Here is a 20,352-nt window from a genome sequence, read left to right as displayed (position 1 = left end):
AGGCTAATCCAATTCTCCATTTGAGAGAGAGTAGTAGGCGGCGGAAGAGACGTTATCTCTAATCAGGAAAATGGCGCCTACGGCCAAGCTGATAACCATCGCAATAAACACGGCGGCAATGAGTAGTTGTAACCACATGATGAATCCCTCTCGGCAATGGCGTTTTTATAGTTGGTATCTGTTTTGGAGTTTGCTGGTGGCGTTAGGTATTAGTTTAGGACTATGGCAGTGGGAACGGGCAGATGACAAGCGGTTGGCCATCGCCGTTCGCGATGCAGCCCCTACCTTAGTGCAGCCTACCGAGCAGCCAGCGCAAGGCGCCCAGGTAACGTTGCGTGGGCAGTATTTGGCGGAGCAAACGCTCTATTTGGATAATCGCGTTGTAGACGGAAGAGTGGGGGTGGCCGTACTAACCCCGCTGCGTGATAGTTTCGGGCAGCTTTGGCTGGTACAGCGTGGCTTTTTAGCCACCGGGCCGCGTCGCGAAACGCCGCAGACAACCACACCCAGCGGTACGGTCGAAGTGATTGGCGAGTGGCAGGAGGTACAGTCTGGCGGGCCGCTATATGGGGAAAATAGAGAAGGGGCAAGGCTGCAGCAGCTTAGCCTTGAACCCTGGCACGCTTCGCTAGGCACGTTTAGTTACCCAGGCTGGTTGCACGCCAGCGAAGGCGATGGGGTCTTAATCCCATGGTGGGAAGCCAATGTGATGCCGCCCAGTCGGCATATGGGCTATGCCTTTCAATGGTGGGGGCTGGCACTGGCGGCCTTGATGGTGATGTTTATTGGCGGATATAAACTGCGTCGCGATGGCGCTGATAAAAAAGCTTTAGTTAATAAAAATAAACAGAGGTGAAAAGTATGCAGGACGCCAGACATATTCGCCGTCAGCGGCTCAAGTTAATCCTTATTTTTGTCGTTTTTGCGGCGCCCATGGTCGCTGCTTGGGGAATGGTCGAGTTACGCATCGGTATTCCCGATCGCCATACTGCTCACGGAAATGTGGAGCTGGAATTGCCCATGCTTGACGAGTGGCCTTTAACAATAGCTGCGGTCAATAGCCAAGAGGAGTGGGTCTTGGCCTTTGACTGCTCTCAGCAGTGTGAGCAGCGTAAAGATGAGTTTTGGCGTTTACACCGTGCTTTAGGGCGCGAAGCGCCGAGGTTAACTCGCTTACGGATTGGTGGGGATCCCGAATCGCTGCCAGGAGAAATGACCAGCGAATGGCAGCACTTACCTCCGTGGCGTCAAGCCAACTCGGCTTGGCTGCTTGATCCAATGGGGCGACCAGCACTGGCCTTTGAGGCCAACGTAGCCACTGAGGATGTGCTCGAGGATATCCAGCATCTACTTAAAGTGAATCCTCAATAAAGCGCGCTAGCCTCTGCTGTTAAGGAAACGCCATGCACGATTCATTTGAGCGCCGCTTGCGCTGGTTAGTGCGATTAACGCTGGTAGGTACTCTATTTACTGCCGTAGTGATGCTGGTAGGCGCCTGGACGCGTTTAGTCGATGCTGGTTTAGGCTGCCCTGACTGGCCGGGTTGCTACGGCAAGCTATTAGTTCCTGATAATGATCTTGCCACGCTTCATCATCCCGATGTCCCGTTGGAGCCCTTTAAAGCGTGGGTAGAAATGGTACATCGCTATATCGCGACGCTGCTGGGATTGGTGATCGTTAGCGTTGTAGCCTTGGGCTGGCCGTTGCGTCATCGTCGCGATTACCCATGGCACCTAAGCTTGATGCTGCTGGTGGTTATTTTGCTCCAGGGCGCCTTTGGTGCCTTCACCGTTACGCTCAAGTTATGGCCTCAAGTCGTTACCCTTCACCTCCTGGGCGGGTTGAGTGTGCTGCTGCTGCTCTTTTGGCTGCATCTTCGCTTACGCCTCGCTGTGGCGCCAAAGCCAACAAGTGAGCCGCGGCGAGTGAATGCGTGGTGGGGTATTGCGGCATGTTTGCTGGTAGTGCAATTGGCTCTAGGTGGGTGGGTGTCCAGCAATTATGCCGGTATTGCCTGCCAAGGTTTTCCTACTTGTAATGGCCAGTGGATGCCCGCGATGGATATCAGCGAGGGCTTCCATCTTACCCAGACCGTGGGGCCCAATTACCTACATGGGCATTTACATGCCGATGCACGTACCGCGATTCAAGTGGTACATCGCCTGGGGGCATTGTTGCTTGGTGTCGGGCTAATAGTGCTCTGGTGGCGTTATCGACAGTGGCAGAATGTGGTAAGGCCGCTAGCGATTGTCGTCGGTTTGTATGTGCTGCAGGCTGCATTGGGGTGGCCAATGTGGTGCTTTGGTTGCCGCTTTGGCTGGCGCTACTGCACACAGCGGGCGCCATTGCGTTGGCCGTTGGGCTCGTTTGGGCCTGGTGGCGTTGGCGCTATCATGAGGCTGGCGTTTACTCAACGACGACTCATTCACCTTATAACAACGTTATCGTTCAATAAAAGGGAAGCATGCCATGCGAAATATAACAATGACGCTACCCACGGCAGTGCCTTCTATGGTGTGGGGCTGGAAAGAGCTCCTTGGTCTGTGCAAGATGAAAGTTGTTGCCGTTATGTTGGTGTGTGCTGCCGTAGGAATGGCATTAGCCACCCCGGGCCTACCACCATTGACGAACGTAGTCCTTGGGCTAGCCGGTATCGGCTTGGCCTCTTGCGGTGCGGCGGCTTTTAACCATGTCATCGACCGCCACTTGGACGCGGTAATGACACGAACGTCTCGTCGTCCTTTGGCAAGTAAACGTCTACCCGTGGCAATCGCTCTAGGTTGGGCGTGCTTGCTTTCAGTCGCAGGTGTTGCGCTATTGGTGTGGCAGGTTAACCATTTAACGGCTGCGCTAACCTTTGCCTCCCTAATTGGTTATGCGCTGATTTATACCGCTTTTTTAAAGCGGGCGACACCGCAAAATATCGTCATTGGAGGCGTTGCTGGCGCTGCGCCGCCACTGCTGGGGTGGGTCGCTATTACTGGGCAAATTACCCCCGAGCCTTTGCTTTTAATGCTGATTATTTTTGCCTGGACGCCGCCCCATTTTTGGGCGCTGGCCATTCACAAGCGCGATGATTATGCCCGGGCTGGTATCCCTATGCTGCCCGTTACCCACGGCATTCCTTTTACGCGGCTGCAAATTTGGCTGTATGGGTGGTTAACGGTGTTAGCCACCTTACTGCCGGTGATGATAGGCATGAGCGGCGCGCTCTACCTAGTGGTCGTGCTGTGCCTGAATGCGCGCTTCATGGTGTGGAATTGGCGAGTGTGGCGTGGTCAGGATCCTGCTGCTCCTATCGGCGCATTCTGGTTCTCAATTCGCTATTTATTAGGTGTTTTTGGGGCGCTATTACTTGATCACTACGCTGCGGCGCTTGCTTGGTGATCCAAACAAGAGTTGGACCGCTATGCAGTCAGAAGAGAAGCAAGCCTAGATGCTATTGGCAGAATAGTGGTATAAGGGTGTACAATTTTCGTCAAGCAATTTATCCGCTGAATGAGGAGTTTCATGAGCTCAACGGTAGCGCTGGTATTACTCGCCGTGGCGATTGCAGTCATTGTAGGGTTGTGTTTCTACGCATGGTCGTTACGCAAAGAGGTGAGTCGTCGAGAAGCTTATCGTCGCGATGAAGACGCTCGCGCCCAACAAAATAGCTTAGAAAACCTCGATTATGTAGCAAGCGCACTGGTTCAGGAGCAGGTCGATATTACCGAAGGCGCCTGGCGGTGCAAGGTGTTACTGGAAATCATTGATCCTAGTTTAACGGAACGAACTGAATTTAAGGCATTTGCCGAGCACTACAGCCGCACTCAACACCTGAATACCCATACCGCTCGTCAACAGTTGTCCCCCCGAGAGCGTATGCAGGAAGACAAAGAGCGGCTGATGGTAGAAAATGATATGCGCGATGCCGTATTGGAGGCAGCTCGGGCAGTGCTGAAATGGCGTGCCCAAGGCAGAAAAGCGCTGCATTAATGACAGGTTTTGAGCGGTTTAAACCGCCCAAAAGCATAGCAAGCTAATTTTTAGTGCCCATTGCGGCAATTTTGCTATGCTGAAGGATGTCGGTATTGGCAAGAAGTTGATATCTTGGCATTGTTGCCTTCCTGCGCTTAAGCGTGAATGATAGGCACATCGCTCTATATCGACTGGGTGTTGAGTAATTAGTACGTGATTATTGGTACTGGGAGCTTGATACTATCAACAGCGATATGGAGCAGGCGAAAAATGGATGCTCTCGCAATAAGAAGCATTGGATAGATTTGGTCACTTATGGCCATTTCAGCATTGGATCAAGAAGGAGTCTTGCATGAAAAAATCAACGACTGGCTTGCTCATCGGTTCCGCACTGGTAGTAGGTCTATCTGGCTGTGCCAGCTCGGCCTCACAGTCTTCCGGCCAAGCAAGCGCTAGCAGCGACCGCAGCTGGTACCAGCACCCTGCGGTATGTGGTCTGGCAGGCGGCGTTATCGGTGGCAGCATTGGCTACGCCACCAGCAGTAGTTCTGATGAAGAGAGCGGTGCTGCTACTGGTGCCGCAGCTGGTGCTGCTATCGGCGGTCTGCTATGTGCTGATCGTACGCCTGAGCCGGTTGCACCTCAGTGCCCGAGCTATGGCGAAGTGCCTGCTGGTGTCGCAGTTGACGCCGAGGGATGCCCGTTAGATTCTGACGGTGATGGCGTGCCGGACTACCGCGATCAGTGCCCAGGCACTCCCGCTGGCGTTGAAGTTAATGCCAACGGTTGCCCGCTTGACTCCGATAACGACGGTGTGCCCGATTACCGTGATCAGTGCCCGAACACTCCTGCTGGTGTAGAAGTGAACGCCCTGGGTTGCCCGGATAGCGTAGTTCTGGAAGATGTTAACTTCGAGTTTGATTCTGCTCAGTTAACCTCTAACGCTCAGAGCGTGCTTAACGGTGTTGCAGAGCGCTTGGTCAGCAACCCTGATGTTCGCGTAAGCATCGAAGGCCACACTGATTCACGCGGTTCTGACGAGTACAACAAAAACTTGTCACAAGAGCGTGCTCAATCTGTTGCTAACTACTTGGCGAGCCGTGGCGTAGAAGCTAACCGCATGCGTGCGGTAGGTTACGGTGAAGAGCGTCCGGTCGCCTCTAACGAGACTGAAGAAGGTCGCTTCCAGAACCGTCGCGTTGAACTGGATGAGTGGAACTAAGTTCACTTATCATCTGAGGTTTGCGGTTTGGTTATAAAGTGCTAGCGGCAATCCACAGGTAAAGAAACGGGAGGCTTATGCCTCCCGTTTTTATTTTAAGCGGTCGGCAAGTCTGCTAGTCTTGCTGCTGTTTTATGTTGGTACATTTACACCTCTCCCAAGACCATTGATAGCGATATGTGATCCTTGGTATGGATCACCACTGCGCTCAAGGAATCTGAATGCCTATTGTTACTCTGCCTGACGGCAGTCAAAAGACGTTTGAAGCACCGCTAACCATTATGCAGCTCGCAGAATCCATTGGCCCTGGTTTGGCTAAGGCCTGTATCGCTGGAAAGATCGATGGTGTGCTGGTAGATGCCGCTGACCTGATCGAGCAAGACGCAACGGTGGCGATAATTACTGCCCGTGACGCTGAAGGGCTGGAAATTATTCGCCACTCCTGCGCTCACCTCATTGGTCATGCGGTTAAGCAGATGTACCCCGAGGCCAAAATGGCCATCGGGCCAGTTATTGAAGATGGTTTCTACTACGATATTGAGTTTGGTCAATCTGTCACACCGGAAGACCTGGAAGCCATCGAAGCGCGTATGCAGTCACTGATAGAGCGTGAGTACGATGTGGTACGCGAGTATGTTGATCGTGACCAGGCAATGCTGACTTTTTTACACCGCGATGAACCTTATAAGCAGGAAATTGTTCGCGATATTCCCGATGACGCGACCATCCGGCTTTATCATCACGAAGAATACACCGATATGTGCCGCGGGCCTCATGTGCCAAATACCCGCCACTTAAAAGCCTTTAAGTTGACCAAGTTGGCCGGTGCTTATTGGCGCGGTGACGCTGCAAATACTATGTTGACGCGTATCTACGGCACCGCGTGGGGTGATAAAAAACAGCTGAAGGCTTACGTCAAACGTCTCGAAGAGGCGGAGAAACGCGATCACCGTAAGTTGGCGCGTCGGTTGGATCTCTTCCACATGCAGGAAGAGGCGCCGGGGATGATATTCTGGCATCCAAACGGCTGGGCGCTATGGCAGCAGATCGAACAATATATGCGGGGCGTCTATAAAGAGGGTGGTTATCAAGAAATACGCTGTCCTCAGATTATGGACGTATCGCTTTGGAAAAAATCAGGGCACTGGGATAACTACGCGGACGGCATGTTCTTTACTGAATCCGAAAAGCGTGAGTATGCTCTTAAGCCGATGAACTGCCCTGGACATGTTCAGGTGTTTAATTCTGGTTTGCGTAGCTATCGCGAATTGCCCGTTCGTTTTGGTGAGTTTGGTGGATGCCACCGTAACGAGCCTTCAGGTGCTTTACACGGCATTATGCGTGTGCGGGCATTTACGCAAGATGATGGCCATGTTTTCTGTACTGAAGCTCAGGTTGAGCCTGAAGTGACTGATTTCCATCGCCAAGCGCTAAAGGTGTATAGTGATTTCGGCTTTGAAGATATAGCTATTAAAATTGCTCTTCGCCCGGAAAAGCGCATTGGAAGTGATGAGGTTTGGGATCGGGCAGAAGATGCGCTGCGTAGCGCATTGAAAACTTGTGGCGTCGAGTGGCAGGAACTTCCTGGCGAAGGCGCGTTCTACGGCCCCAAGATTGAATATCATATGAAAGACTGTCTGGGGCGTGAATGGCAGGTCGGCACTATGCAGGTCGATTTTATGATGCCAGAGCGGCTTGGGGCTCAGTATGTGACTGAAGAAGGTCAGCGTAAGTCGCCGGTAATGCTGCATCGTGCTATTGTAGGCTCCATGGAGCGCTTCATTGGCATCTTGATTGAACATTATGCGGGCGCTATGCCATTATGGCTTGCGCCTCAGCAGGCGGTTGTCATGACTATCACCGATTCGCAGCGTGAATATGCGCTCGAATTGGAGAAACGTCTGCAAAAAAGTGGCTTGCGTGTTAAAGCGGACTTGAGGAACGAGAAGATCGGCTTTAAAATCCGTGAGCATACATTACAGAAAGTTCCCTATCTCCTTGTGGTGGGAGATAAGGAAGTCGAAGCTGACTCAGTGGCCGTGCGAACACGCAGCGGCGAAAACCTCGGTACAATGACGGTCGATGAATTTATTGAACGCCATACTGCCGAGAGAGCAGCCCTGGCGACATCGTCAATGGCCTAAGGAGACGGAACGATCAAGAGAAGCAACCAGCGCGGGCGTCCAGCAGACAAACGCCCACCAATGAACGAGCGAATTGTCGAAGAAGAAGTACGCCTTATTGGTAGCGACGGTGAGCAGTTGGGCGTTGTGCCCACCACCGAAGCGCTAGAGCGTGCTGAATCTGAAAGCTTAGATCTCGTGCAAATTTCGAATGCCGATCCCATCGTCTGTAAGATTATGGATTACGGCAAATTCGTTTTTGAGACCAAGAAGCAGAAAGCGGCTCAAAAGAAGAAGCAGAAGCAAATCCAGGTTAAGGAAGTCAAATTCCGTCCTGGCACCGATGAAGGCGATTATCAGGTCAAGCTTAAAAACCTGACGCGCTTTTTGGAAGGTGGTGACAAGGGCAAAGTCACACTGCGCTTCCGTGGTCGTGAAATGGCGCACCAGGATATCGGCCGTAAGCTGATGGAAAGGATCGCGGCAGACCTGGAAGAGATCGGAGTGGTAGAGGCCTTTCCTAAAATGGAAGGCCGCCAGATGATCATGATTATTGCCCCGAAAAAGAAGTGATCCAACGGCGATGTCAACGGGCCACCGTTAAACCGGTGGTCGGCCCTGGGTTTTCTAAAAAATATCGAGCGGAGTTTTCCTCATGCCGAAAATCAAAAGCAACAGCGGCGCTGCCAAGCGCTTCAAGAAGACTGCTAATGGCTTTAAGCACAAGCAGTCTCACCGTAGCCACATCTTGACCAAGAAATCGACCAAGCGTAAGCGTCAATTGCGTGGAATGAAGCAGATCCACGCGTCTGATAAAGCGCTCATCCAGCGTATGCTGCCGAATCTATAAGTCGGGTTTTCGTTTTTCTGAGTGCACAATTTTTTTGCCTCAGCCTTAAAGTCAGGAGTGTGTTATGACTCGAGTTAAACGTGGCGTAGTAGCGCGTCGTCGCCATAAAAAAGTATTGAAGCTTGCCAAAGGTTACTACGGTGCCCGTTCACGCGTTTTCCGTGTTGCCAAGCAAGCTGTTATCAAAGCTGGTCAGTACGCTTACCGTGACCGTCGCAATCGTAAGCGCCAGTTCCGCGCGCTATGGATCCAGCGTATTAACGCTGGTGCGCGTGTTAACGGTATGTCTTACAGCCGCTTTGTTGGCGGTCTTAAGAAAGCCGGTATCGAAATCGACCGTAAAGTATTGGCCGATTTGGCAGTACACGAGAAGGCTGCATTTGCTGCCATCGTGGAAAAAGCCAAGGCTGCCCAATAAGGTAATATGCATAGGGCTTGTGCCCGTGTTACGTGCCTGAGGTCATTTCAGAGTGACCCATCCAGGGGAAGAGCAGCCGCTCTTCCCCTGTTTTTTTGTCACCTTCAACGTGCCACGCCATCTTCACGGATGGACACCGCTTAATTCGGAGTGAAACGGATGGATCACCTTCCTACTCTGGTATCTGAGGCTCGCGACGCCATTCAGGCTGCGCAGAGTGTCGCCGCACTAGACGAGTTACGAGTACGCTACTTAGGTAAGAAAGGTGAGGTAACTGCCTTGCTGAAGGGCCTGGGGAAGCTGTCAGCCGAAGAACGCCCGGCAGCAGGCGAGCGTATTAATCAAGCCAAGCAAACGCTGGCCGACGAAATTGATGCTAAGCGCGAACAGCTTGAAAGTGAGGCGCTGAATGCCCGTTTGGCCGCTGAAAGTATCGATGTCACATTGCCAGGGCGTGGTCAGGCCAGCGGTGGGTTGCATCCCGTCACGCGTACGCTTGAGCGCATAGAGGGGCTGTTCACACGTATTGGTTATGACGTGGCGGTAGGGCCTGAAATTGAAGACGATTATCACAACTTCGAAGCCCTCAACATTCCCGCGCACCATCCCGCTCGCGGTATGGCTGATACCTTCTATTTTGACGCCACGCGCTTGCTGCGTACTCACACCTCGCCGGTGCAAGTGCGTACTATGAAAAGTAGTGAGCCACCTATCCGTATCGTTTGCCCGGGGCGGGTCTATCGCAGCGATTCAGATTTGACTCACACCCCCATGTTCCACCAAGTGGAGGGCTTGCTGGTCGATGAGGGGGTTAGCTTTGCCGACCTTAAAGGAACGGTCGAAGACTTTCTGCAGGCATTTTTTGAGCGCGACGACCTTTCGGTGCGTTTCCGTCCATCCTACTTTCCATTCACTGAGCCCTCCGCCGAAGTGGATATTCAGTGTGTGATGTGTAGTGGATCAGGTTGTCGTGTCTGTTCCCACAGCGGCTGGCTGGAAGTGATGGGATGCGGCATGGTGCATCCTGAAGTCTTTCGTCACTCGGGTATTGATACCGAGCGCTATACCGGTTTTGCCTTCGGAATGGGGGCTGAGCGTTTGGCAATGCTGCGCTACGGCGTGAATGATTTACGCCTGTTCTTTGAAAACGATCTGCGTTTTTTACGTCAATTCGCTTAAGACCGCCGCCGAATACAGGATCAACGATGAAATTTTCAGAACAGTGGCTGCGTGAGTGGGTTTCGCCGCAGCTTGAAACGCAGGCAATGGCCGACCAAATCACCATGGCGGGCTTGGAAGTCGACGCTATTGAGCCGGTAGCCGCCGCATTCAGCGGTGTAGTGGTGGCTGAGGTGCTGAGTAAAGAGAAGCACCCTGACGCGGATAAGCTCAATGTGTGCACCGTTGATGACGGTAGTGGCGAGCCTGTGCAGGTTGTCTGCGGTGCACCCAATGTTGATGTTGGTCAGAAGATCCCCTTTGCCCAGGTGGGTGGCGTGCTGCCAGGTGATTTTAAAATCAAAAAAGCCAAGCTACGCGGCGTTGAATCGCGCGGGATGATTTGTTCTGCATCGGAGCTGGGGCTTGAAGAAGAGACCTCGCCCGGCATCCTGGTGCTGTCGTCATCTGCGCCGGTGGGGGGCGATTTCAGAGAGTTCATGCATCTTAATGACATGACGATTGAGGTCGATCTGACGCCCAACCGGGGAGACTGCCTGAGTATTAAGGGGATGGCGCGAGAGGTCGGCGTGCTTAACCGTTTGCCGGTTAACGGGCCCGTAATCGCACCGGTGGCCGCGGAGGTTGAGGATAGCTTCGCGGTGAGCGTAGAGGCACCAGAGCAGTGCCCGCGCTATATTGGTCGCGTAATCAAGGGCGTTAATGTTAAGGCTGAAACACCGCTGTGGATGGTAGAACGTCTTCGCCGCAGTGGCGTGCGCTCGATTGACCCAGTGGTGGATATTACCAACTACGTCATGCTGGAATTGGGCCAGCCGATGCACGCCTTTGACCGCCACAACCTGCAAGAGGGCATAGTGGTTCGCATGGCCAAGCCGGGCGAACGGCTAACACTGCTTGATGGTAGTGATATGGCGCTGCGCCCCGAAACGTTGATCATTGCCGACAGCTCAGGCCCGCTAGCCATGGCAGGTGTGATGGGTGGGGAAAACTCCGGCGTTAATGAAAATACCCAGACTATTTTCCTTGAATCAGCGTTCTTCACTCCGCTTGCCATTGCGGGGCAGGCGCGCTCCTACGGGCTACACACAGATGCATCGCACCGTTTTGAGCGCGGCGTCGATCCGCAATTGACACCAGTTGCCGTTGAGCGCGCCACACAGCTTTTGATTGATATCTGCGGCGGCCAAGCAGGGCCTCTTGTTGAAGCGCAAAGTGCTGAGCGTATGCCTGCTGAGCGCGCTATTTTCTTGCGCAGTGAACGGTTAGAAAAAGCGCTTTCCAAGGCTCTCGATAGTGATGATGTAACTGATATCTTGCAACGCCTAGGGCTTGAAGTCAGCGTGCAGGATGCCGGCTGGGCAGTCACTGCGCCGAGTTGGCGTTTTGATCTGGCCATCGAAGAGGATCTCATCGAAGAAGTAGCGCGTATCCATGGCTACAATAATTTGCCGGTGCGCCGGCCGGCGGCACGCTTGGCGCTCCGTTCAGCAGACGAGGCAACGCTTACCCAGGCACAGCTGCGCCGCCAGATGGTTGCCCGCGGCTTCCAAGAGGCGATTACCTACAGCTTTGTGGCTCCTGAGCTGCAAGCGACCATGCTGCCCGATGCTGTAAGCCCCGCGCTAGCTAACCCTATCTCGGCTGATTTGTCTGTGATGCGTGCTAGTTTGTTTCCCGGCTTGGTGCGCGCCATGGAGTATAATCTTAACCGTCAGCAAACCCGCGTGCGGCTGTTTGAAACCGGGCTGGTTTTCAACGGCGAACTGGATGAGTTGTCACAAGTCCCGATGCTTGGTGCTCTGGTCTGTGGTGCGCGGGAAGCAGAGGGCTGGAGTGATGCGAAAGGGCGGGTGGATTTCTACGATCTAAAGGGCGATTTGGAGAGTGTCCTGGCCTTGGGCGGTGACGCTGACGCATGGCGCTTTGAGCCTGCAGAGCACCCGGCCCTTCATCCGGGGCAGTGTGCGCAGCTGCTGCATCGTGGAGAGCCTGCGGGTTGGATCGGTACCCTGCACCCTCAGGTGCGCGCAACGCTTGGCTTGAAGATGGATGCGGTGCTCTTCGAAGTGCGTCTGGATGCGCTTAGCCAAGGCCGTATTCCTGCCTTTGAACCGTTATCACGCTTTCCTGAGGTGCGCCGTGATTTGGCGTTTATACTCAAAGAGGCGACTCCTGTGCAGGCGCTGTTGGATTGCGCCAAGCAGCAAGCAGGTGAGTATCTGCAAGATATCAAGCTATTTGACGTCTATTCAGGTAAAGGTGTGGCCGAAGAGCACAAGAGTATTGCTTTGGGCTTGACCTGGCAGCATCCATCGCGCACGCTAAACGACGAGGAAATCAATCAGTTGGTTGATTCAATTGTGACACAAGTGCGTGTCAAGTTAGATGCTGAGCTGCGCGGCTAATTAAGTAGCTATGTGAGTGCCTGGGCTACGCCACGATGCTTATCACGTTCTTGGCAATGCGTTTGCTACTGTACGTTTGGTACAGAGCGTTTGTTGCTGTGTTTGCTTCAAGGATAAGGAGAAGCCTTATGGGTGCGTTGACCAAAGCAGAGCTAGCCGAACATTTGCATGCAGAGCTAGCCCTGTCCAAACGAGAAGCGAAGGCTATGGTCGAAGCTTTTTTTGAAGAGATTAGAGCCTGCCTTCGTGAGAACGAACAGGTAAAACTATCGGGTTTTGGTAACTTTGATCTGCGAGATAAGCGCGAGCGACCAGGGCGTAACCCCAAAACCGGTGAAGAAATTCCCATTTCTGCTCGAAGAGTCGTGACGTTTCGCCCAGGGCAAAAGCTTAAGCAGCAGGTTGAACACTATGAAGGCGGTGAATAGTCTTTTGGTTTGAGAAATGCTGGTACTCTCAGTTCAGTAGCTGCTCTCGTGTCATGCAAGACTCCCCTTCATAAAAAAGGAGTGCCTTCGGGCGCTCCTTTTCTCTTTTATGATGGGCGTTGTTGTGATGAGTATAGTGATAAGCGCGCCTGTGGAGTGATGGCTTTTGCTACCCCTGCATGCCGCCACCTTCGATTAGCCAGGTAATCACCACCTTAATGACGTAACCCAGCATGCCTGCGCCGAGCACCACAAACAGCATGATGGTACCAAATTTGCCTGCGTTCGATTTTTTGGCCAAATCCCAGATAATAAAACACATAAATATGATCAGGCCGCTAATCATTAGCGGGGTGATCCAAGCCTCGAAGGTTTGCTGCATAGCCACTCCTGTGCGCTGCGTGTGGGTCACCCGTTTGGGCGATGTGTCTCATTCTAACCAGCCATGTTAATATTTGAGCAAATTCATCAGGTATTTGTCGACTTGACGGTTGGCACTGTGACACTTTGACAGGGAGTGACGATGCCGAAGCTAAATATTTTGGTGGGTACCATGTATGGCGGTGCCCTTGATGTGGCAGAGCAGGTGAAACCCCTATTTGAACAGGCCGGTTACGCTGTGGAGATTATTGAACAGCCATCTGTTGATGATATTGTCAGCGGTGACGCCGATTTGGCGCTTTTTTGTGTATCGACCACTGGTAGTGGTGATTTTCCCGGCAGCTTTGTGCCCTTTGTCCGGCAGTTGCGTGACCAAAGTCCTGCGCTTACCACACTTCGCTACGGACTCATTGCACTCGGTGATAGCTCGTATGGTGATACATTTTGTGGCGCTGGCCGCGCGCTTGATGAGCTGCTGGCGGATCATGGCGCGACGCGTTTAGGGGAGCGCCTAGAGATCGATGCCATGGAGACCTTTATGGCCGACGATGCTGCTGTGCCCTGGGTGGAAGAGTGGATCGTTGCCCAGCAATTAGAGGTGGCTTGAGCGATGCAGCGAGCCCCCACCTCGCCTGAGCGCATCAGCGTTGCGCTGGGCTTATGTGTCGTTATGCTGGCAACTTTGCCGCGCTACATGGCGGGAGGGCATGAAACCCGCCAGACGCTGATTATCTTCGCCTTAGCGCTGGTGGCTTTTGCGGCTATTGTTCAGTGGCGCTTACTGGCCGTGGAGGCGCGTCGTCGTCTGCCACAACTATGTAAACGGTTAGTCGTTATGCTGCTGCTGGGAATGGTGGTGATGGGTGGCTGGCATGCGCTGTTTACGGACTGGATCAGTTGGCAGGTATTCATTTCTCATGGTGCTACGCTTGGGTGCTTCTTCATGCGCTGAGCTTATGGTGGTCGGGTGAGCGTCATGCAGGTTAGCTTTTTTTGCGGTAGTGATTGAAAAAGTCGCTGCAAGACGCACAAAGCAGTAGAATGGTAAAAATTACGCAACGTGGGGCGAATAATGAAGCTAAACACGCCTTAAAGTGGTTAATTGCTCGCTTATTGCCTTGTTTTTAAAATCACTGCCCCCATGTTGCGAGCATGGCGCTTGCCACTATGCGTTGGGGTTCTTAAAATTGCCCCCTTGAACTTATTATATGCAATCAACACAACGCCCAGCCGTTAGAGGACAATTCATGCAAGTTTCTGTCGAGACGACCTCCCAGATCGAACGCCGCATTACCATTCAAGTGCCGGCGGCCGAAATTGACGGGGCCGTTAGCGCTCGCTTGAAAGACACTGCGAAGAACGTTCGCTTGAATGGTTTTCGCCAGGGCCGGGTGCCAATGGCAGTAGTCCAGCAGCGCTACGGCCAAGACGTACGTAACGAGGTTGTCAGCGAAGTAATGCGTGAGCGTTATGTGCGCGCTATTACCGAAGAAGGGTTGAACCCTGCTGGCTTCCCGCAAATTGAGCCATCGGTCAATGAGTCTGGTAAAGACCTAGAGTTCGTTGCGGTTATGGAGATCTACCCGCAGGTTGAGCTTAACTCTATCGAAGGTACAGAGATTGAGCGCCCGGTGGTTTCGGTGAGTGATGCGGATGTCGATGAGATGATCGATACGCTGCGTAAGCAAAATGCAGCCTGGGAAGAAGTGGACGCTGCTGCAGCTGACGGCGATCAAGTCACTATCGATTTCCAGGGTTACATCGGTGACGAGCCTTTTGAAGGCGGTAGTGCCGAAGGCCACACGCTGGTCATTGGTTCCAATAGCTTTATTCCTGGTTTTGAAGAGCAGTTAATTGGCGCTAAAGCGGGCGAAGAGAAGACCCTTAACGTCACCTTCCCTGAGGATTACCAGGCCGAACATTTAGCCGGTAAAGAAGCCACCTTCAAGGTAACCGTACATAAGGTCAGCAGCCAGAAGTTGCCCGAAGTAGACGCTGAGTTTATCGAGCGTTTTGGCGTTGAAGGCGGCGATCAGGAAAAATTCCGCGCTGAAATCAAGAAGAACATGACCCGTGAAGCGTCGCAAGCCGTTGATAACCGGGTTAAGCAGCAAGTGCTCGATGCGCTGAAAAAGGTTAACGAAATTCCTGTGCCTAGCGCGCTCGTTCAGCAAGAGACTGACGGCATGAAGCGCCAAGCGGCGCAGCAGTTTGGTCTAGGCGAAGATTTTGATGTCAGCCAGTTGCCCAACGAACTCTTTGAAGAGCAGGCCAAAGGCCGCGTTCAGGTCGGCTTGTTGCTGGCTGAAGTAATCAAAGCTAACGAACTCGATGCTGACGATGATGCTATCAAAGCAAAAGTGACCGAGCTTGCTGAGCAGTACCAAGATCCTGATGAGGTGGTTAGCTACTACATGGGTAACGAGCAGATGAAAACCCAAGTAAAATCTGCCATTCTCGAAGAGAAAGCGGTAGCTAAGCTGCTCGAACAAACGAACATTAAAGACGTTGAAATGTCTTATCAGCAAGCCCTTGCCGCTGCGCAACAGCAGGCAGAGCAAGATGAGGGTGCTGAAGAGGGCGAGCAAGCGAGCGCCTAACACCCTGGAACGCGGCGCACCTAATATGTCGGTGCGCCTTTCCCTTCCCGGACGCAAGGAATCACCTGAATGAGTGAGTTTGATATTCAAAACGCCGGCGGTTTAGTGCCCATGGTGGTTGAGCAGAGCGCCAAAGGGGAAAGAGCCTACGACATTTACTCACGCCTGTTAAAAGAGCGTGTGATCTTTTTGGTAGGCCCTGTAGAAGACTACATGGCTAATTTGGTTGTTGCCCAACTGCTGTTCCTGGAATCGGAAAACCCCGATAAAGATATTCACCTGTATATTAACTCGCCAGGTGGATCGGTCACTGCGGGTATGTCGATTTATGACACTATGCAGTTTGTGAAACCAGATGTCTCTACGGTGTGTATTGGTCAGGCGGCCAGCATGGGTGCGCTGTTATTGACAGCGGGTGCTGCTGGCAAGCGTTATTGCCTTCCCAACTCACGCGTCATGATTCACCAGCCGCTGGGTGGTTACCAAGGCCAAGCGTCTGACATTGAAATTCATACCCGTGAGATTCTGGGTATTCGCGAGAAACTGAACCAAATTCTTGCCCACCACACGGGTCAGGAAATTGAAGCTGTCTCACGTGATACTGATCGGGATAATTTCATGAGCGCCAATCAAGCCAAAGAGTATGGCCTGATTGATGCAGTGCTGGATAAGCGGCCTACATCCTGATAGCGTGATAGGATTCTGCTTTTCTAACGAGCTTTTCCGGCGGCGAAAGCCGCCGCAGTGATAGAGGTATGCGAATGGCCGACGGCAAAGGCAAAGACGAAGGTGGCAAACTGCTCTACTGCTCGTTTTGCGGCAAAAACCAAAACGAAGTACGTAAGCTGATTGCGGGCCCATCCGTCTATATCTGCGATGAGTGTGTCGACTTGTGTAATGACATCATTCGCGAGGAAGTTCTCGAAGCCGATGCCGAGAGCGATGAGGAGCGTTTACCTACGCCACGCGAAATACGTCATACGCTTGATGACTACGTTATCGGACAGGATCGCGCCAAGATGGTGCTTTCCGTAGCGGTATATAACCACTACAAGCGTTTGAAAACAGATGTACGCGACGGCGATGTAGAGCTAGGTAAATCAAACATTCTGCTGATTGGCCCCACCGGTAGCGGTAAAACGCTGCTTGCGGAAACCATGGCACGGTTACTGAATGTACCTTTTACCATTGCGGATGCAACCACGCTGACGGAAGCCGGCTATGTCGGTGAAGATGTCGAAAACATCATCCAGAAGCTGTTGCAGAAGTGCGACTACGACGTCGAGAAAGCCGAGCGTGGCATTGTTTACATCGATGAAATCGACAAGATTTCACGCAAGTCGGATAACCCTTCTATTACCCGTGATGTCTCGGGTGAAGGCGTTCAGCAAGCACTGCTGAAGCTTATTGAAGGTACGACGGCTTCCGTGCCGCCTCAAGGCGGACGCAAACACCCCCAGCAGGAGTTTGTCCAAGTCAATACGGGCAACATTCTGTTTATCGTAGGCGGTGCTTTTGCAGGGCTGGATAAAGTTATCCGTGACCGTGCTGAGAAAGGCGGCATCGGCTTCAATGCGGCGGTGAAAAGCAAAGAGTCTTCCCGTGGGGTGGGTGAACTGCTGGCCGACGTAGAGCCTGATGATCTGGTTAAATTTGGCTTGATTCCAGAGTTTGTGGGTCGTTTGCCCATCATCGCAACACTGATGGAGCTCACTGAAGACGCCCTGGTGCAGATTCTTACAGAACCGAAGAATTCGCTAGTTAAGCAGTACGCCAAGCTGTTTGAAATGGAAGATGTAACGCTAGAGTTCAGAGATGAAGCGTTACGTGCAGTGGCTGAAAAAGCCATGGAGCGTAAGACAGGTGCTCGCGGACTGCGCTCTATTCTAGAGTCGGTACTGTTGGATACCATGTACGAAATTCCTTCGCTTGAAGGTGTTAGCAAGGTCGTCATCGACGGATCTGTGATAGCCGGAGAAAGCGAACCTCTGTTGATCTACTCTCAGCAGGAAGATGCACGTGTCGACGGCACTGATGGTTAGTGGCTAGTCGAGTATCGCGGCCCAGCTTCAACCGCTTGCGCTAAATCAAGGGGTCGCCAAGGCGACCCCTTGTTGTTGTAGATGTTCTAGGGCTCTGCTGTAGAGAGCCCTTATAAAGCGTGTTGTGAAGCCTGGTTATCTAGCGAGAGAGTTATAAAGCCTAATTCGTGAAGTGTTACTGCCTAGCCTATTCAATGCTAACGTCTAAACGCCAGCATTTTGAAAAGTGTGCAGTACTTTTCTAAGTACTCTTTTAAGTACTCATCCGATTTGTCGAGGAACGTCTGCGATGCAGCAGAACGCCGAACAGACACAATGTCTACCCCTTTTGCCATTGCGCGATGTGGTTGTTTATCCGCAAATGGTCATCCCCCTTTTTGTAGGTCGTGAAAAGTCTATCCAGGCGCTCGAAGCGGCGATGGAGGCTGATAAACGTGTGCTACTGGTGGCTCAGCGTGAAGCGTCTCAAGATGAGCCTGACAATGCGGATCTTTACGCTATGGGCACCGTGGCCGATATCATGCAACTGCTTAAGTTGCCTGATGGCACGGTCAAGGTACTCATTGAGGGGAATTTCCGAGCGGATGTTCTCAATGTCGAAGAGAATGCCGCAGGCTACACCCAGGCGTATTTAACGCCCCGAGAGAGTGAACCGCTGACCAGTCGTGAGCAGGAAGCACTGGTACGCGTGTTGCTCAATCAGTTCGAGCAGTACGTCAAACTCTCCAAAAAAGTCCCCAACGAAGTGCTTAATTCGCTGTCGGGGATTGAAGATCCAAGCCGCTTGGTGGACACCATTTGTGCCCACCTGTCGCTTAAAATTGGCGACAAGCAAGAGCTGCTTGAGATGGATCGGGTGCGCGATCGTATTGAGCACCTGATGGCGCTGATCGAATCTGAAATCGACCTACTGCAAGTAGAGAAGCGCATCCGCTCGCGGGTCAAAGAGCAGATGGAGAAGACTCAGCGCGAGTACTACCTCAATGAGCAGATGAAAGCTATCCAGAAAGAGATGGGTGAGCTGGATAATGTGCCCAACGAGGCTGAGAAGTATGAGCTGGCGATTAAAGAGTCCGGTATGCCGAAAGAGGCGTCCGAGAAAGCGACTCAAGAGCTCAATAAGCTTAAAATGATGGCCTCAAACTCCGCTGAAGCGACCGTAGTGCGCTCCTACCTGGATTGGTTAGTCGCTGTTCCATGGAAAAAGCGTACCCGGGTAAAGCATGATCTCGTCAAAGCGCAGCAGGTGCTCGATGAAGATCATTACGGCCTGGAGGAGGTTAAGGCGCGCATCCTGGAATATCTTGCCGTACAGAAGCGCGTGCGCAAGATGAAAGGCCCAGTGCTATGTCTCGTTGGGCCGCCCGGGTGGGCAAGACCTCGCTTGGCCAGTCCATTGCCCGTGCCACCAATCGCAAATATGTGCGTTTGGCCCTGGGTGGGGTACGCGATGAGTCGGAAATTCGCGGCCATCGGCGCACCTATATTGGTTCATTGCCAGGCAAGTTGATGCAGCGGATGAGCAGAGCAGGGGTTAAAAACCCGTTATTTCTTTTGGATGAGGTCGACAAACTGGGCATGGATCATCGCGGTGACCCTGCCTCTGCGCTGCTCGAAGTGCTTGATCCTGAGCAGAACAACAGCTTTAGCGATCACTATCTGGAGCTTGACTACGATCTCTCCGAGACGCTGTTCATCTGTACCGCTAACTCGATGAATATCCCTAGCGCCTTGCTTGACCGTATGGAGATTATTCGTCTGCCGGGTTACACCGAGGATGAGAAGCTGGCGATCGCTAAGCGCTACTTATTGCCTAAGCAACTAGCCGCGAACGGTTTAAAAGGCGATGAGTTAACGCTCGAAGACAGCGCGCTTTTAGAGCTTATTCGCTACTATACCCGCGAAGCGGGTGTGCGTGAGCTGGAGCGGCAGATTGCCAAAGTGTCGCGGAAGGTACTGCGTGAGCGGCTTGAGAAAGAGCGTGACCCGCAAGCCGCCCAAACAGGGCAGAGCTTAACGGCTGAGCAAATTGAGCACTACGCGGGCGTACGTCGCTATAGTTACGGTTTGGCAGAGCAAGACGACCAGATCGGCCGAGTGACAGGCCTTGCCTGGACATCGGTGGGCGGCGAGTTACTCAACATCGAGTCTGTCGTGACGCCGGGTAAAGGGCGAATTAACAAGACCGGTTCACTTGGCGATGTAATGAAAGAGTCGGTGAGTGCCGCTCATACGGTAGTGCGCGCCAGGGCAGAAGCGTATGGCATTGACCCCGAACGGTTCGAAAAAGAGGACCTGCATATCCACGTTCCTGAAGGGGCAACACCTAAAGATGGGCCCAGTGCAGGTATTGCCATGGTGACGGCGATTGTTTCCGCATACACCCAGCGTGCGGTACGCTGCGACGTGGCAATGACCGGTGAAGTCAATCTGCGCGGTGAGGTATTACCGATAGGCGGATTGAAGGAGAAATTGCTGGCAGCCCGCCGCGGTGGTATAAAGACAGTGCTAATTCCTGAGGAAAACCGCCGTGATCTCAAGGAAGTACCTGACAATATCAAAGGTGCATTGGATATTCGTCCGGTACGTTGGATAGATGATGTCTTAGCCGTAGCGCTAGCTGATAAGGTAGAAGACGGTGCGCCATTGAAAAGTACCGAAGCATCGTTTAGTAATACCGTTGTTGCTAGTACCCATTAAGCTGTTAAAGTCCTCGCTGGTCTTTAATTTTACTTAATATG

General features: G+C 52.6%; 19 protein-coding genes and 2 pseudogenes. 19 read left to right on the top strand and 2 right to left on the bottom strand.

All coding sequences use genetic code 11. From position 1 onward, the window contains the following. Positions 1-3: 3 nt before the first annotated feature. On the bottom strand, positions 4-138 hold the full coding sequence (locus FDY98_RS13080) for a hypothetical protein (RefSeq protein WP_340146550.1): 135 nt from the start codon (positions 136-138) through the stop codon (positions 4-6). Between the two features lie 58 nt (positions 139-196). On the opposite strand from FDY98_RS13080, the gene FDY98_RS13075 reads away from it, so the two are divergent. The 13 genes and pseudogenes from FDY98_RS13075 (at position 197) to FDY98_RS13015 (ending at position 12,588) form a co-directional block, all read left to right on the top strand. Further along, positions 197-856 carry an SURF1 family protein gene (locus FDY98_RS13075; protein WP_340146549.1) on the top strand — a complete coding sequence of 220 codons (660 nt, stop codon included), beginning with the start codon at positions 197-199 and terminating at the stop codon, positions 854-856. Positions 857-861: 5 nt separating this feature from the next. After that, a complete protein-coding gene (locus tag FDY98_RS13070) occupies positions 862-1,371 on the top strand; it encodes a hypothetical protein (protein WP_027959588.1) in 510 nt (169 codons plus the stop codon). 32 nt (positions 1,372-1,403) lie between these two features. Beyond that, positions 1,404-2,455 (top strand): annotated as a pseudogene (locus tag FDY98_RS13065) (COX15/CtaA family protein). A gap of 14 nt (positions 2,456-2,469) precedes the next feature. Continuing rightward, entirely contained in the window at positions 2,470-3,387 is a 918-nt protein-coding gene (gene cyoE / locus FDY98_RS13060) for a heme o synthase (RefSeq protein WP_022523295.1), read from the top strand. Positions 3,388-3,510: 123 nt separating this feature from the next. Further along, entirely contained in the window at positions 3,511-3,978 is a 468-nt protein-coding gene (locus FDY98_RS13055; protein ID WP_022523296.1) for a DUF2489 domain-containing protein, read from the top strand. A 334-nt stretch (positions 3,979-4,312) separates the two neighbouring features. After that, entirely contained in the window at positions 4,313-5,182 is an 870-nt protein-coding gene (locus tag FDY98_RS13050; protein ID WP_022523297.1) for an OmpA family protein, read from the top strand. A 221-nt stretch (positions 5,183-5,403) separates the two neighbouring features. Continuing rightward, entirely contained in the window at positions 5,404-7,326 is a 1,923-nt protein-coding gene (gene thrS / locus FDY98_RS13045) for a threonine--tRNA ligase (RefSeq protein ID WP_009287796.1), read from the top strand. Positions 7,327-7,386: 60 nt separating this feature from the next. After that, positions 7,387-7,878: a translation initiation factor IF-3 gene (gene infC / locus FDY98_RS13040; protein ID WP_009287797.1), complete on the top strand. Its 492-nt coding sequence runs from the start codon at positions 7,387-7,389 to the stop codon at positions 7,876-7,878. Positions 7,879-7,960: 82 nt separating this feature from the next. Next, positions 7,961-8,155, top strand: a complete 195-nt coding sequence (gene rpmI / locus FDY98_RS13035) for a 50S ribosomal protein L35 (protein WP_027959586.1) — start codon at positions 7,961-7,963, stop codon at positions 8,153-8,155. A gap of 64 nt (positions 8,156-8,219) precedes the next feature. Beyond that, entirely contained in the window at positions 8,220-8,573 is a 354-nt protein-coding gene (rplT, locus tag FDY98_RS13030; RefSeq protein ID WP_007114344.1) for a 50S ribosomal protein L20, read from the top strand. A gap of 159 nt (positions 8,574-8,732) precedes the next feature. Next, complete coding sequence (gene pheS, locus FDY98_RS13025; RefSeq protein WP_027959585.1) at positions 8,733-9,752, top strand: phenylalanine--tRNA ligase subunit alpha; 1,020 nt, start codon at positions 8,733-8,735, stop codon at positions 9,750-9,752. 26 nt (positions 9,753-9,778) lie between these two features. Then, positions 9,779-12,160 carry a phenylalanine--tRNA ligase subunit beta gene (gene pheT / locus FDY98_RS13020; RefSeq protein ID WP_027959584.1) on the top strand — a complete coding sequence of 794 codons (2,382 nt, stop codon included), beginning with the start codon at positions 9,779-9,781 and terminating at the stop codon, positions 12,158-12,160. A 128-nt stretch (positions 12,161-12,288) separates the two neighbouring features. Further along, on the top strand, positions 12,289-12,588 hold the full coding sequence (locus tag FDY98_RS13015; RefSeq protein ID WP_022523301.1) for an integration host factor subunit alpha: 300 nt from the start codon (positions 12,289-12,291) through the stop codon (positions 12,586-12,588). A gap of 169 nt (positions 12,589-12,757) precedes the next feature. On the opposite strand, the gene FDY98_RS13010 is transcribed toward FDY98_RS13015, so the two are convergent. Continuing rightward, positions 12,758-12,970 carry a DUF2788 domain-containing protein gene (locus FDY98_RS13010; protein WP_022523302.1) on the bottom strand — a complete coding sequence of 71 codons (213 nt, stop codon included), beginning with the start codon at positions 12,968-12,970 and terminating at the stop codon, positions 12,758-12,760. 141 nt (positions 12,971-13,111) lie between these two features. Here FDY98_RS13010 and FDY98_RS13005 point away from each other — a divergent pair, with 141 nt between their 5' ends. From FDY98_RS13005 to lon, 6 genes and pseudogenes are all read left to right on the top strand, one after another. Then, complete coding sequence (locus tag FDY98_RS13005) at positions 13,112-13,576, top strand: flavodoxin (protein ID WP_022523303.1); 465 nt, start codon at positions 13,112-13,114, stop codon at positions 13,574-13,576. Between the two features lie 3 nt (positions 13,577-13,579). Beyond that, a complete protein-coding gene (locus FDY98_RS13000) occupies positions 13,580-13,921 on the top strand; it encodes a hypothetical protein (protein ID WP_442907924.1) in 342 nt (113 codons plus the stop codon). Positions 13,922-14,216: 295 nt separating this feature from the next. Continuing rightward, positions 14,217-15,569: a trigger factor gene (tig, locus tag FDY98_RS12995; RefSeq protein ID WP_022523305.1), complete on the top strand. Its 1,353-nt coding sequence runs from the start codon at positions 14,217-14,219 to the stop codon at positions 15,567-15,569. Between the two features lie 69 nt (positions 15,570-15,638). Then, complete coding sequence (gene clpP / locus FDY98_RS12990) at positions 15,639-16,256, top strand: ATP-dependent Clp endopeptidase proteolytic subunit ClpP (protein WP_009287800.1); 618 nt, start codon at positions 15,639-15,641, stop codon at positions 16,254-16,256. Between the two features lie 74 nt (positions 16,257-16,330). Further along, the gene (clpX, locus tag FDY98_RS12985) at positions 16,331-17,611 is read left to right on the top strand and encodes an ATP-dependent Clp protease ATP-binding subunit ClpX (RefSeq protein ID WP_022523306.1); all 1,281 of its coding nucleotides are present in this window, start codon (positions 16,331-16,333) and stop codon (positions 17,609-17,611) included. A gap of 289 nt (positions 17,612-17,900) precedes the next feature. Continuing rightward, positions 17,901-20,311 (top strand): annotated as a pseudogene (gene lon, locus FDY98_RS12980) (endopeptidase La). The last annotated feature ends 41 nt before the right edge of the window (positions 20,312-20,352 follow it).

This window comes from Halomonas sp. PA16-9 (assembly GCF_009728585.1).
GTDB classification, from domain to species: Bacteria; Pseudomonadota; Gammaproteobacteria; order Pseudomonadales; family Halomonadaceae; genus Vreelandella; species Vreelandella titanicae.
The sequence above is the reverse complement of the archived record's forward strand: the minus strand, read 5'-3'. Positions and strand labels throughout refer to the sequence as shown.

Bases quoted from the DNA above. Each gene is read 5' to 3' on its own strand.
- FDY98_RS13080 (WP_340146550.1), bottom strand. From the start codon at position 138: ATGTGGTTACAACTACTCATTGCCGCCGTGTTTATTGCGATGGTTATC.
- FDY98_RS13070 (WP_027959588.1), top strand. From the start codon at position 862: ATGCAGGACGCCAGACATATTCGCCGTCAGCGGCTCAAGTTAATCCTT.
- cyoE (WP_022523295.1), top strand. From the start codon at position 2,470: ATGCGAAATATAACAATGACGCTACCCACGGCAGTGCCTTCTATGGTG.
- FDY98_RS13055 (WP_022523296.1), top strand. From the start codon at position 3,511: ATGAGCTCAACGGTAGCGCTGGTATTACTCGCCGTGGCGATTGCAGTC.
- FDY98_RS13050 (WP_022523297.1), top strand. From the start codon at position 4,313: ATGAAAAAATCAACGACTGGCTTGCTCATCGGTTCCGCACTGGTAGTA.
- thrS (WP_009287796.1), top strand. From the start codon at position 5,404: ATGCCTATTGTTACTCTGCCTGACGGCAGTCAAAAGACGTTTGAAGCA.
- infC (WP_009287797.1), top strand. From the start codon at position 7,387: ATGAACGAGCGAATTGTCGAAGAAGAAGTACGCCTTATTGGTAGCGAC.
- rpmI (WP_027959586.1), top strand. From the start codon at position 7,961: ATGCCGAAAATCAAAAGCAACAGCGGCGCTGCCAAGCGCTTCAAGAAG.
- rplT (WP_007114344.1), top strand. From the start codon at position 8,220: ATGACTCGAGTTAAACGTGGCGTAGTAGCGCGTCGTCGCCATAAAAAA.
- pheS (WP_027959585.1), top strand. From the start codon at position 8,733: ATGGATCACCTTCCTACTCTGGTATCTGAGGCTCGCGACGCCATTCAG.
- pheT (WP_027959584.1), top strand. From the start codon at position 9,779: ATGAAATTTTCAGAACAGTGGCTGCGTGAGTGGGTTTCGCCGCAGCTT.
- FDY98_RS13015 (WP_022523301.1), top strand. From the start codon at position 12,289: ATGGGTGCGTTGACCAAAGCAGAGCTAGCCGAACATTTGCATGCAGAG.
- FDY98_RS13010 (WP_022523302.1), bottom strand. From the start codon at position 12,970: ATGCAGCAAACCTTCGAGGCTTGGATCACCCCGCTAATGATTAGCGGC.
- FDY98_RS13005 (WP_022523303.1), top strand. From the start codon at position 13,112: ATGCCGAAGCTAAATATTTTGGTGGGTACCATGTATGGCGGTGCCCTT.
- FDY98_RS13000 (WP_442907924.1), top strand. From the start codon at position 13,580: ATGCAGCGAGCCCCCACCTCGCCTGAGCGCATCAGCGTTGCGCTGGGC.
- tig (WP_022523305.1), top strand. From the start codon at position 14,217: ATGCAAGTTTCTGTCGAGACGACCTCCCAGATCGAACGCCGCATTACC.
- clpP (WP_009287800.1), top strand. From the start codon at position 15,639: ATGAGTGAGTTTGATATTCAAAACGCCGGCGGTTTAGTGCCCATGGTG.
- clpX (WP_022523306.1), top strand. From the start codon at position 16,331: ATGGCCGACGGCAAAGGCAAAGACGAAGGTGGCAAACTGCTCTACTGC.